The sequence below is a fragment of the Spiroplasma endosymbiont of Dactylopius coccus genome (genome assembly GCF_977110965.1).
On record NZ_OZ373019.1, the window covers coordinates 163029 to 177083 of the forward strand.

General features: G+C 22.9%; 9 protein-coding genes and 2 pseudogenes. 9 read left to right on the plus strand and 2 right to left on the minus strand.

Annotation, left to right across the window (positions count from 1 at the left end):
• Nucleotides 1–2 precede the first annotated feature (2 nt).
• Complete coding sequence (locus ACXUB0_RS01055; protein WP_458257472.1) at nucleotides 3–3554, plus strand: FtsX-like permease family protein; 3552 nt, start codon at nucleotides 3–5, stop codon at nucleotides 3552–3554.
• A 117-nt stretch (nucleotides 3555–3671) separates the two neighbouring features.
• Entirely contained in the window at nucleotides 3672–3797 is a 126-nt protein-coding gene (locus ACXUB0_RS01060; protein WP_458257473.1) for a hypothetical protein, read from the plus strand.
• A 196-nt stretch (nucleotides 3798–3993) separates the two neighbouring features.
• Here the strand turns inward: ACXUB0_RS01060 and ACXUB0_RS01065 are convergent, their stop codons facing one another.
• Entirely contained in the window at nucleotides 3994–4320 is a 327-nt protein-coding gene (locus tag ACXUB0_RS01065) for a hypothetical protein (RefSeq protein WP_338987022.1), read from the minus strand.
• Between the two features lie 521 nt (nucleotides 4321–4841).
• Between ACXUB0_RS01065 and ACXUB0_RS01070 the strand changes: the two genes are divergently transcribed.
• Both ACXUB0_RS01070 and ACXUB0_RS01075 read left to right on the plus strand, forming a co-directional pair.
• Nucleotides 4842–5962, plus strand: a protein-coding gene (locus ACXUB0_RS01070; protein WP_458257474.1) for an IS3 family transposase whose coding sequence is annotated in 2 segments (ribosomal slippage) — nucleotides 4842–5118 and nucleotides 5118–5962 — 1122 coding nt in all. Because the reading frame shifts where the segments join, the coding sequence is not laid out codon by codon here.
• Nucleotides 5963–5984: 22 nt separating this feature from the next.
• Nucleotides 5985–6389, plus strand: a pseudogene (locus tag ACXUB0_RS01075) (transposase); the annotation flags it as partial.
• A 143-nt stretch (nucleotides 6390–6532) separates the two neighbouring features.
• On the opposite strand, the pseudogene ACXUB0_RS01080 reads toward ACXUB0_RS01075, so the two are convergent.
• A pseudogene (locus tag ACXUB0_RS01080) lies at nucleotides 6533–6742 on the minus strand (agmatine deiminase family protein); the annotation flags it as partial.
• 1138 nt (nucleotides 6743–7880) lie between these two features.
• Between ACXUB0_RS01080 and ACXUB0_RS01085 the strand changes: the two are divergent.
• From ACXUB0_RS01085 to ACXUB0_RS01105, 5 genes are all read left to right on the plus strand, one after another.
• Nucleotides 7881–8957, plus strand: coding sequence for a hypothetical protein (locus tag ACXUB0_RS01085; RefSeq protein ID WP_458257475.1), 1077 nt, complete (start codon nucleotides 7881–7883; stop codon nucleotides 8955–8957).
• The gene (locus ACXUB0_RS01090) at nucleotides 8911–9858 is read left to right on the plus strand and encodes a hypothetical protein (protein WP_458257476.1); all 948 of its coding nucleotides are present in this window, start codon (nucleotides 8911–8913) and stop codon (nucleotides 9856–9858) included. The genes ACXUB0_RS01085 and ACXUB0_RS01090 overlap by 47 nt, the downstream gene beginning before the upstream one ends.
• Nucleotides 9827–10084 (plus strand): hypothetical protein, encoded by a 258-nt coding sequence (locus tag ACXUB0_RS01095; RefSeq protein ID WP_458257477.1) that lies wholly within the window; start codon nucleotides 9827–9829, stop codon nucleotides 10082–10084. Before ACXUB0_RS01090 ends, ACXUB0_RS01095 begins: the two co-directional genes overlap by 32 nt.
• Before the next feature lie 106 nt (nucleotides 10085–10190).
• The gene (locus ACXUB0_RS01100) at nucleotides 10191–10988 is read left to right on the plus strand and encodes a hypothetical protein (RefSeq protein WP_458257478.1); all 798 of its coding nucleotides are present in this window, start codon (nucleotides 10191–10193) and stop codon (nucleotides 10986–10988) included.
• Between the two features lie 82 nt (nucleotides 10989–11070).
• Entirely contained in the window at nucleotides 11071–14028 is a 2958-nt protein-coding gene (locus ACXUB0_RS01105; RefSeq protein ID WP_458257479.1) for an AAA family ATPase, read from the plus strand.
• The last annotated feature ends 27 nt before the right edge of the window (nucleotides 14029–14055 follow it).

The following is a 14055-nucleotide window of genomic DNA, read 5'->3' on the forward strand; positions in this document are numbered from 1 at the left end:
ACATGTTTAAATTATTACGTAATTATATTCGTGAACAAAAAAACAATTTATTACAAATGTTTGGTTTAGGTTTTTTAGTAATGATTATGATTATTGCCTTTTTATCATTAAATTTTTCTAATAATTATTTATTTGAACAATATGTTAACGATATTGCTCATAATGAATTTAATCAATATACATTTTTTTCACCAATCGAATATGTTAATTTTGATGGAAAATATAATGAAAAAGATAAAGTTGGTTCTTATTTAAATAATATTAATTATTATCAAAAAGATAATACTATTGATAAAGAAAAGATGGCAAAAGCTACTTTTCAGTTAACAATACCAGATGCTACTAGACCTGATATATATCGTTTTACTTTTTATGGTGGGGACGCTAATAGTAAAGAATATTTTGCTATTGGTGATAGTCTTTTTAATGATACTAGCCATAATTATATTGATTTTAAAATTAATATTCCTATTAATTATCCATCTTATGATACTCATAAAGCAACGATAAAACAATATGCTAATATTCTAAATCAATATCTATATGATCCATTACATCCAGAAAATGCAACAAATTTTATGATTACTAGTGAAGCTGCTTTACAGTTTTATAACGATAATTTTAAGGGACAATTGTCATATGCTAATCGAAACTATAGTGAAATATATATTAAAAATGAAGCTAAGTTATATGAAATAATGTCAATGGGAATGTTATATAAAGATATTGAATGACAACATGCTGTTATGGTCCGTGATTTATTAATTACTAGTAAAAATTTTGCTTTTATTGAAACAGGACCCGAATATATTGTTAATAAAGCAATTATTGTCAAAGATGGTGGCCCAAGTTTAACAGAAAAACCATTACAAGATAATGAAATTTTAATTTACAAACATTTTGCTGAACTAAATAATTTACATATTGGTCAAAATTATGTAATTGCTGGACAAACGTTTATTATTCGTGGTTATGCTACAAGCTCATTAGCAGCATTTGTTGGTCGTTATTTTGGTAATTCACTTGATTTAAAAAATAATACTGTCGCTTTTACTAATGGTAATACGATGCGCAAAGTTGAATCTGATTTAAAGGCATTTAGCAGTAATATTGATGATTTTTTTTTAGGTATTAATCCTGATTTGTCTAAAAATATTGATTCACAAATAAACAATGAATGAATTTATAATTATCTTCATGCAACTTATAAAACACCTACTGATATAGCAAGTACAAAATATTATAATAATGGTATTGATTATAATAAAATAGTTTCTCCTTTAAGTATCAATAATCTTAGATTTTATACTAGTATGCAAGAATGATCTTTTAGTTCCATTAATAATAGAATTAATGTTATTGAAGAGATTTCTAATTTATTCTTAATTTTGATTTTTATTGTGACTACTATTATTATTTTTATTATTACTTTTAAAATGATTGATCGTAATAAAAAATTAATTGGAATTTTAAAAGCAACAGGATATAAAAGTTGACAGTTAAGTATATCATTAGTAATTTCAATTATTGCTCCTTTAATTATTTTTTCTATTATTGGTGTTTTAATTTCTATTCCAGTTGCGCATTATTTAATTTATATTACTAATATTAGTACTGTTGCCTTAATTAGTTATGGTTGGTACTTTAATATTGTTACCGCTATTTTATTACTTGTTATTCCAATCATTAGTTTAACTTTCATTAGTTTTTTAATGGTATTATTCTTATTAAGAAGTAAACCATTAGATTTAATTACTAATAATATTTCAAAACAAAAATATAAAATAAATATTAGTTCAACTTTTACTTTTATTGCAAGATATGTGATTGGTAGATTTAGTTATCGTAATAAGTTGGCCGTTACTACTTCACTACGTAGTTTTGGTAAAACATTAATTATGTGTTTTACTAGTATTTTTGCTGCAACATTAGTATTCTTTGCGCTTGCTGCTAGTGGTTTAGTTAATAATATGTTAGGTTCACAATTTGCGGGAACTAATTTTAATTATCAAAATGGTTATCAATTTGATGATAATATTAAAACTAACTTTATTAATAACGAAAATAAATTAATGTATCAATTTAATAGTGTTGATAATATTAAAAGCAAAATTTCATTATATCCAGAATTATTAGCTGCAATTAAACGATTTGATCCTCTTAATCCTAATAAATCAATTATGATTAATGTTCAAAATCGTTATATTATGGGTAGTGAATTATTAAAAATAAAACAGTGAATTGCTGCTAATCCATCAAAGATTCCACCCATAGTTAAGGATTTCTTAGAAAAAAATAAAATATTATTTAATTATTTAACCAATAATAATGGTAAAAGCAATACTGATTTATTGATAAGTTTTGGTTTAATTCCTTATGATGAACACTATGAAGTACCATACACACAATTAGAACTTGATAAGGCTAGTTTGTTACTTCCTAATCAGCGTGGTGCTGTTTTTGATAATGATACACAAACCTTATCAAAAGAATCTTTTAAAAATTGAAGTGCACCAAGAACTGCTTATGGTATTGATGATAGTTTAAGTGATTTTTTATCTCTAAATTTTAGTATAAGTGATTTCTCTACTTTTAGTAAATTAAATTTAGCTGATATGGAAGTTTCTAATAATTGGCAAGATAAACAATTTATTAATATTCGTAATCATTTAATTCAAAAATTAGGAATTAAAAATCCAGATAGTAGTGCTGTTCAATTTATTCCAATGGCTACTTCTGTTTTACCTTCGGTTGTCAATGTTTATAATGGTGGAGAACAACTTAATAATAGTGTTATTTATAGGTATAAAGGATTAGATAATCAAATAAAATATATAATTGGTATTGCTTATGATTATATTAATAAATTAGATCCAAAAATAATAGTAATGCCTAAACTTTGGCTTAATGATATTTTGTTTGGTAGTAAAAGTGATTTATTAGAAAATAATTTTGCTAATAGTAAATTAAGCAAATTTACTGATAATGAGTTTAAACATTACTTACCAATTATTAGTAATAAAAATGATTATAATATTGATTTAGCACAAATTTCACACTCAGGATATTTGGAAAGTAAAGGTATTAGTACTTCATTATCATCAGTGTATGATATTAGTAATTTACGTAGTATTATGAAGAATAATCAATATAGTTTACAAATAATCATTTCATTTTTTGGTATTTTTAGTGTTATATTATCATTAATGATTATTGTTATTGTTACTAATATTAGTGTTCGTGATAATTTAATATTAATTAATATTTTACGAAGTTTAGGTTATACTGCATTAGAAGTTTCTTATAATTTCTTTCTGGTAATAATACCGGCATTGGTAATGAGTAGTTTGGTTGCTGTTTTTATTGTTCCTTCTTTAGTAATGGTACTTTCTAATTTATTAGCAACTTTTGCAAAAATCGCATTTCCTATTGTTTTTCGTTGATGATATTTTGCATTGATGATTAGTATAAATATTTTAATTTATTTAGTCTCATACATTATTACTTGAAAGTTAAACGTTAATAATAAACAATTAATGACATTAACTAAATAATATATAATCTGGTTTGCTGCTATTAAATAAAAAATTACACATTAAAATGTTTTAATTTTAAAAAATATTTTTAAATTGATAAAATTAATTTGAAGTATCAACTGAGGTTAGTGGAATATGGTAAAAATATTTTTTAATTATTTGCGTGAACAAAGAAAAAATATTATTCAAGTTTTAGGGTTAGGCTTTTTAGTTATGATTATGATTATAACTTTTTTGGGAGCGTACCGATGTTGTCAATAATATTCAAATTTGTTTTAAAATTATAAAGTGAGACGAGAATAATTTTGACTTCAATATGCAATTGTATGTTAATCTTAACACTTGAAAAATATTAGTCAACAATAATACTTACTTTTATAATTCAAAAATTCTTATTAATAGTTACTTTAATAAGTTTTATTTTATTTTTATTTTTTTTAAATTTAAACTTTTTATTTTATAATAACTGGATGGCAGTATTTATTTGATAGCATTTAAAATTAACCATTTTTGTATACATATCAATATTATAAGTTCTATCACCAATCATATGCTTTAAAATTTGTTTAATATTAGTTTCAGTAAAGCAACCAATATTTTCAACTAATGCTTGGTTTAATACACCATCTTTTGCATTAATAAAATAACCAACTTTTAATTTTTTATATTGTAAAGTTAATGATTGTAAAAAATCAATTAATTCATAATATTGACCTTTGGCAAATAAATTTATTGCATTTTCATAATGTAATTTAGCAATTTTATTTTTTCTTCTTCCAGCCATTATACCAAGAAATAAAACATGAAAAGCATGGAATTTATCTAAGAACCTGTTTGGAATCTTTTAAACATAATTAAACTAAAAAAGGGAATAATTATTTCTAACCTGACAGTTAATTAACATTTTATTTTCTTTGTCATTTTTTTGTTAAAAAGATTTTATCATTTGACAACTTATCGATTAAAAATTTATTTTTCAACTATAAAATAACATTTATGATATTAATTTAATCAAAAATAAGTTAAAAAAGATCCTAAACAGGTTCTAAAATAAATTTAGCATTTAAAATTGTAGCAGTTTTTCTAATTCATTTTGCACTATCTCCACAAACTACTAAATTTGCTTGTTCAAAATTTTCAAAATATAAATTACCATATGTTTGAATTAATTTAGCTGTTTTTTCTGCACCAATTTCTGTTTTTGATAATCTTATTTTACATACAGCTCTTGGATGGGTTACACTTTATTGGACACTAATTACGTAGACAAGTGAACAAATTAGTGAAAAGAAAGGAAGTATAATTATGGCCAATATTAACTCATATTCAGATGAATTTAAAAAACAAATAGTAGCTTTATATCAAAGCGGTAAGTCAGTGTCTTGTCTTGCTAAAGAGTACAATGTTACAAGAGCAGCTACTTATAATTGAATTAAGCAATTTACTAATTCAGGTAGTTTTAAAACTAAAGATAATCGTTCTGTTGAAGAAAATGAATTAATTAAATTAAGAAAAGAATTAAAACAATTAAGAATGGAAAATGATATTTTAAAGCAAGCAGCACTAATAATAGGCAGAAAGTAGAAATTATTGCTAAAAATAAAGTTAAATATAAAATTCGCACAATGTGTCGTTTTTTGAAAATATCTAAATCAACATATTATTTTAACTTAAAGAAAAAAGAAAATAAAATCAAAAATAATATGTATGATGAAGCTGTTATTAGTGCTTTTAAAGAAAATAAAGAAGTTTATGGTACTAGAAGATTAAAAAAAATTTTAGAAAACCAAGAAATTTATTTATCACGCAGAAAAATTAAAGAAATTATGAATAAGCATAATTTAATATCAAAATACACTAAATTATCATTCAAAAATCATCATAATAAAGTCAATAATAGTCAAATAACCAATCTTGTTAATAGAAACTTTAATAATAGGGTTAAAAATGAAGTTATTGTTAGTGATTTAACTTACGTTCAAGTTAATGGTAAATGAAACTATATTTGCCTATTAATAGACCTATTTAACCGCGAAATTATTGGACATAGTGTTGGAGTTAAAAAAGATGCATTACTAGTATATCAAGCATTTATGCAATCAAATCGCTGTTTAAAAGATATCCAAATATTTCATAGTGATCGAGGTAATGAATTTAACAATAAAATTATTAATAATCTTTTATTAGCATTCAATATTACTCGATCTTTAAGCAAAAAAGGTTGTCCTTATGATAATGCTGTTGCTGAAGCAACTTTTAAAATTTTCAAAACTGAATTTATTAATGATAAAAATTTTACATCATTAATCCAATTAAAATTAGAATTATTTGATTATATCAATTGATACAACAACATAAGAATCCACAGCACTTTAAACTACTTAACTCCTATCAAATATCAAGAACAAGTGTCTACCAAAAAATAGTCCTAAAAAGTGTTGCCATTCCAAGCATAGAAAATCTCTAGTTGCATATTTAAAACCAATTTATACTGCATGTAGTGAAGAACAAGCAATGCAGGCTTTAGAAACATTTGAAAATAAGTGAAATAAACAATATCCTCAAATTGCTAAATCTTGATATAAAAATTGAGAAAATTTGATAGTTTTTATTAGTTATCCAACAGAAATTAAAAGAGTAATTTATACCACAAATGCTATTGAATCTGTTAATAGTCAATTACGAAAAGTTATCAGAAATAAAAAAGTTTTTCCTAATGATATGGAAGAATTGAAAATATTTTATTTAGCAATTGAAAATATAACAAAAAAATGAACAATGCCCATTCAAAATTGAAATACAGCAATTGCTCATTTTATGATAAAATTTGAAGATAGAATTAATCTTAACTAGTACTTTGTAAAACAAAGATACACAGATTTCTAAAAAAGCCTCGTCATTTCAATTCCAACTTTATTATCAATTTCATAATTTCAATTTCAACTGGGTGGATTAATATTTGGTTCATTTTTCATGCCTCATGCAGTGAAGTGAAAATGAACAGCTCTTCGTTGTCCTTTTTTATTTAATAAATAAATTGGTCCCATATCACGCGCTCAACTATCTTGATATTTAATATCGATTAATTTGATAGTTGGATCTAATAGTTTGCGAGCTTCATTTCAATTACTTTTATTAATAATAATTTTTACTGGTTCATGCTTATTGATTGAGTTAGCTATTTTTGCAAAAACAGTTCGTGCTGGTTGACATTCTTTTTGTTAATTATCTTTCATAAGCGGTCAAATCATTCATGTGCCTTTATGTTCTATTGATTCAATTGGGGCAAAAAACCATCTTTTTTTGGTGTTGATGTTAATAATTTGCTCATAATTTCCTCCCCCTTTAAGTAGTACTATTTATAATAGTGGATTTACGTAACCCCTATTCTATATATAAATAGTATTTTTATTATAAAATATTTTATTTACAAAATAAAATTTATTTCATAATAAAAGTGTTAAAATTAATTGAATATGATTTTATTTATCATTTTAATTAGTAAAATTAATGTAATATAAAGTATGATTTTTGTATATTATTTGCAATACATTTTATACATGCTATTATTTAGCAATAGTTATCTCAAATATTAGAGATAAACTATATGCATTATTATAGGTAATTAACAAGAGATTTTAGAAATTGTTAATTAACTTTTTCAAATAAATTATAACTAATTTATTTTAGAATTGTTCCTTTGCTTATTTTAATGAAAATTTAAAATAAAAAATTTAAAAAAATATGTTTTTCAAGCCCATTGTTTTATTTTTAATAAAATAAATGGGTTTTTTATTTGAAAGGATGTAAAAAAGTGCCTACAGAAATTCAAGAAATAGGTTCTGATAATAAAAAGCAAAAAAATATTAAGGATTTTAGAAAAGAAATAACTTCTAAGAACCTGTTTGGAATCTTTTAAACATAATTAAACTAAAAAAGGGAATAATTATTTCTAACCTGACAGTTAATTAACATTTTATTTTCTTTGTCATTTTTTTGTTAAAAAGATTTTATCATTTGACAACTTATCGATTAAAAATTTATTTTTCAACTATAAAATAACATTTATGATATTAATTTAATCAAAAATAAGTTAAAAAAGATCCTAAACAGGTTCTAAGATTACAAGTGCAAAAATAGAAAAAAATATTGCAAACAATTAATAAAAACAATTAATAGTGATGACCTTACTATATTTTTTAATAGTTTAATTAAAGCAGATTCATTATTTTGCTTTTTAAATATTGTTCATCATCTTTATCAAGAATTATTTTCTTTTTATAATAATAAAAAGTTTTTAGTATTTGATGAACTTTTATTAGAAAATTTAATAGATTCATTAGAATGAATTGAGAAAGAACAGCAAATTTTAATGAAGAATATAACTTAATTATTGAATTAAAAAATATAGTTAAAGAATCATTTCCAGAGCAATATTTTGAAATTATAAAATTTAAACAAGAACAAGCACGAATTAATTTTGATTACTTTTTTCCTGAATTAAAAATTCCTGATAATGCGATTAATTTTTGAAAACAAATTATACAAGAAGAAAATCTAGAACAGTTTTTATCAGTAGAGTGAAAAGAAAAAATTGCTGAGTTGTGTAATGTTTTTATTAATTTTGAAAAAAATATTAAAAAATTTAAAATTATTGGTGAAGATTATCAAGAATTTATTTTAAATCATAAAAGAAATCTAGAAAAAGTTAAAGAATGTAGTGATCAAGTAGTATTAGTTAGTAATGTTATGAAAAGAAAACAATTTTTAATTGATTTAGAAGATTATAATAATGAAAATTACTATAATAGTTTTCAAAAAAAATTATCAAAAAGTATAAATGAATTAAAAAATTTTATTAATAATATTGAAGATTCTAAGATAATGAATTACTATTATCAATTTCTTATTTTTAATAGTATTGAACAATTTGCAGCAGATAGTTTAGAATGAAATATTAATAGAATATGTGATGCTATCAATAATGAATTTACTATATTAAAAAAAATAAGTGATTCATATACAAGTGACTTAACAAAAAATTTCATAATGAAATACATAGCAGGAGCAGTAAATTTAACAAAAAGTACTTCTGAAAAAATGAAAGAAATTACATTACAGTTTGATAGACATTGTGAACAATTAGTTGAAGAAGAAAATAAATTGATTGAAGTTATTAACAAAAAAATAGAAGCATTAGAAAATATTAATAAAACAGAAAGAACGACATATGAAAATTTGTCAAGAACTTTGGAAAATGTAAGTTTAGATAATGATAAAAAAATGATAACAGAGTTAAAACAACAAATTGAAAACATTAGAACTATTACAAAAGAAAAAATAACAGAAAGTAAAAAAAAGCAAGAAGAAGCTATTGAACGAAGAAGAAAAACAAAAAACGCTTCAATTAGAAGAAACTAAACAGGAAATTATTAATAATACAAATTTAATGAAAGATAATATTAAAAATTATCATCAAAAAATTACTGAATTTATTAAGTCTTTTACAATTTCACTTTATGAATTTATTTTATGATTTAAAAATAATGAATGAGATCGTGAAAAATATAAATTAAACAATACGATCAATAATATTTTACAACCAGGATTAATTATTAAAATTGAATATAAAAATGATAATTTACAATATAAGTTACCATGATCAAATTTTATTTATTTAAAAACAGAAAATGATAATTATTTGGTATTAGCAGTTCCCGATAGTGAAGAAGCTAATTTTCAAATATTAAATAAAGAAGGTAGAAAAATTTTGATTAAAAAATTAATTGAAGAGGAAAAATATTATTTTTTATCTAGAAAATTTTGTAATTTATACACTAAATTTACATTAGTTGAAGATAATTTCTTAAGTGAAAAGGAAGTAAGCAAAATTTTTAAAAAAATAGAAGTATTAGAAAATATTAAAACTATTGAAAATGAAACTCCTCAATTAACAAATAATAAACAAAAAGAATTTTTTCAAACAAAACTTAATGAAATATTTCAAAAAATTGAAGAACAATATCAGTCACTTATAACATCATTAAAAGAAATTTTTCCTATTGAAAGATTAAAAGTTATTAGTAGTTGAAAGACAATTGATAATAATGAAAATGTAGCAACTAAAAATGAAGATTCTTTATTATTTGAAACGATTATTAAATATATTGATACATATATAGAAGATTTAATTCCAAAAATTAAAGCAAAAGTTGAAAAAGAATGAGAAGAAACTGAAGATGAAGATTGAGATGCAGTTGAAGCAATAACTACTGCTTTCAAATCTGATTTTGAAAAAAAGATACTGAAATTCAACATTTAAAAAAATTCTTGAAGAAAAAGAAGAAAAAATTGCACAACTAGAGACACAATTAAAAAATGTGCTACCTAAAAAAGATAGTCCAATTGTGAGTTTTAATGATATAAAAGAGCAATGTGATTTAGAATTTTTACCAATTTTAGAAAACAATTTTGATGAACTTGAACAAAGTAAAGAAAGTGATTCTAGTAGAAATTTATCTTCAACTTCGCTTACTTCTTCTTATTAAAAATGTTCATATCAAATTTAATTAATACTTTTTTGTTAAATTAGCAAAAAAATTGTTATTATTATATTTATTAAATATGATTTTGTTTTTCGAAGAGGAATAATTTGTGTTTTTATTATATAAGCAAAAATTTAAAGATTGAAGATTTTTATATAAATTATTAAGTTGTATATTAATTTTTATTTTATCAATATTGACTATCATCTTTTCTGTATTTACTGAATTTTGATATGTTAATAGTACTAATAAAGATAATTTTTATAATTCTATAGTATTACAAAACTTTGATGTAATGTTATCATTTTGGTCTTCTCAAACAATATTTATTGTTAATATTTGATTTTTATTTTCTTTAATTTATCATCAAAAAGAGCAGACAAATGGATTCACTAATATTTATAGTCAAATTAATTTAACAATATACATAACTATTACTGCCCTTATTTTTTGAGCGGGGATATTTATTGATAGTGTTTCAAAGTTAGATTTAGAACTTAATTGATTTTGAAAATTGAATAATTTATCTTTATTTTGTTCCTTTTTAGATCATTTAGTATCACCAATATTGATGATTATTTTTTTAATTTTAACGTTTAGAAAAAACAAATTTAATATCAATATTAAAAAACAATTTATATTAGTGGTTATTTATCCAATTATTTATCTAACTTATATTTATATTAGAGCCGGTATTTTACAAGCAAATGATGTTAAAAATTTTATTTATCCTTATAACATCCTCAACTTTAATTATTCAATTATTGGAATTCCATTATGAATTAATAGTATCTTAGTTATAATGTTAATTATTAGTACTATTATTAGTACTACATTATTTTATTTGTGAATTAATAAATTTTATTATAAAACAATTAAAGAACAAATAATAATGCAAATAAAGTAATATTTCTGCTAAATCTTAACAATAAATATTAAGCTGATTCATGGTAAAATATAAATATATATTTTAAAATAGGTGAGGTAAGATGGCATTCTTAAAAAGAATCGAAGCATATGGTTTTAAGTCATTTGCAGAGCCTTTAACAATAGAATTTGATACTAATATTGTAGGTATTGTTGGCCCTAATGGCTCTGGGAAGTCTAATATTAATGATGCTATTCGTTGAGTTTTAGGTGAACAATCAGTTAAATCATTACGTGGTGAAAATAGTGAAGATATAATTTTTAATGGTGCTAAAGGAAAACAACCATTAAATAGTGCTCAAGTTACTTTAGTTTTTGATAATACTAATAAAATATTTAAAGTTGATTTTAATGAAGTACAAATTACTAGAAAAACTTTTCGTAATAGTTCAGAAAATGAATATTACATTAATAAAGCTCGTGTTCGTTTAAAAGATGTACAAGAAATTATTATGGGTACAGGTTTAGCTAAAGGTTCACTTGCAATTATTAGTCAAGGTAATGTTTCACAATTTGCTGATTCTAAGCCAGAAGAAAGAAGAACTTTATTTGAAGAGGCTGCTGGTGTTTCAAAATACAAAAAGAGGAAAGAAGAGTCATTACGTAAATTAGAGCGTACTAATGAAAATTTAATTCGAGTTAATGATATTATTAGTGAAATAAGTAGAAAAATTGAACCATTAGCAAAACAAGCACAGAAAGCTAAAACTTATGTTGAATTACGTGATAATTTAAAAAAATATGAAATTACTATTATTGTTAAAGATTTGGAGACATATCATAATCAATTAAAACTTACAACAGTTAGTATAAATGATAATGAAATTTTACAACAACAACTTAATTTAAATATTAGTAAGAATGAACAACAATTAAAATTTTTAAAAAATAAAAGTTATGATTTAGATAAAAACATTAATAGTTTAGAAATGAATTTATCTAATGTTAATAGTTTATTGCAAGTTTTAGAACAACAAAAATCGTTAATGAAAACAAAACAAAGTGAAATAAAAGATCAAACAGAAGTTGAAAAATTAAAAAATGAAATTGAAACTTTGCTTACTATTATTGAACAAAAAACTTTTTTACAAAAAAAAGAACAAGAAAATTTTGATAAAATTAATAATTTATTTGAAGAACTAAATGTTCAACATCAAGATTTAATTTTAGGACAAAATAATATTCATCGTGGTTTAGGTGAAAAAAAAGCACAATTAGAATCGGTAATTAATTATCAACAACGACAAAATCAAAAATATTTGGGTGTTCAAACAATTTTAAATAATAAAGATAAACTATATGGCATCATTGGAGTAGTGAGTGATTTAATTTCGGTGCCCGATCTTTATAGTGAAGCGATTGTTAAAGTATTGGGCAATACCTTAAAAAACATTGTTACGGCGACTAACAAAGATGCAACCAAGGCTGTTGAATTTTTAAAACAAAATAAAGCGGGAATTGCCACTTTTTTACCTTTAAATTCAATTCAAGTTCGAACAGCGACTAAAGAAGATGAAATTATTGTTAATAGTAAATCAGGTTATTTAAGTTTTGCTCATCATTTAGTTACAGTAGTTGATAATATAATTCAGCCGATTATTAATTTTCTTTTAGGTCGTACTATTATTTGTGAAGACTTAGAAAGCGCAAGAGTTATTTCACAATTAATTGCTGCTAAATACCAATGTGTAACTTTAGATGGTCAATTAATTAAAGCTGGTGGTGCTATTGTTGGAGGTTATCAACATCAAAATAGTATTAATGTTTTTAAAGAAAAGTTAATAGTTTCTGAATTAAAAGAAGAAATTAAATCATTAGAACAACAATTAGTTAATATAAATGTCCAAAGAACAAGTATTGAAAGCGAATTAAATAATTATCAAGGTCAAAAGTTGACAATTACTTTAACAATAAATAAACTGATTAGTGAAATTAGTGATATCACTAATCAATCACAATTATTAACTACTCAATATCAAACATTAACTGGTAAAAAATTAGATATTGATACTACAAACCAATTAAATGATATTTTTATTCAATATGAAAATTCTAAATATGATCAAGCAACAATAAAAAGTCAACTACAATTAATTCGTAAACAGAAACATCAATTATTAGAACAAATGCAAAGTTTAGAAAATGAATTATATAGTTTAAATCAAGAACATTTTATGACTAGTGATAAATTAAATAATCAAAAGCTTGAACAAGTAAAAATGGAGTCAAAAGTAGAACAACATTTAAGACGTTTAGTTGAAACTTATAATTTAACTTATGAATATGCTAGAGAACATTATAGTGAACCATTAGCAGACGAACAACAAGCACGTAATTTGGTACAACAATTACGTAGTGAAATTGAAGATTTAGGATTTGTAAATATTAATGCTATTGAAGAATTTGAAAATGAAAATGAACGTTATTTACGTTTAAAAACTAAACATGATGAATTACAATTAGCATCACAATCGTTGTTAACAGCCATTGATGAAATGGATAATGTTATGGTAACGCAATTTGATGAAACAATCAAAGCTATTAATATGGTATTGCCCGAAACATTTCAAACTTTATTTGGTGGAGGAACTTGTAGTTTACGATATACATCACCTGATGATATTTTAAATACAGGTGTGGAAGTGCTTGCTAATCCTCCTGGTAAAAGAATTAGTAATTTAAACTTATTATCAGGTGGTGAAAAATCATTAGTTGCATTAGCAGTATTATTTGCTATTTTAAAAGTCAAGTCGTTGCCATTGACAATATTAGATGAGGTTGAAGCACCATTGGATCCAGCAAATTTAGAGCGTTTTGCTAGATATGTTCGTAGTTTTTCACAATATACACAATTTATTATTGTTACTCATCGTCCAGGTACAATGGAAAATTGTGATGTATTATATGGTACAACTATGCAAAATCAAGGAATTACGAAAATGGTAGCCATTAAATTAGCAGATGCTAAAAAAATTATTGAAAGCGATAAATCAGTGAAAAATGTTAATTATGTCGTTTAAATTTTATGTTATATTAAAAATAAATTT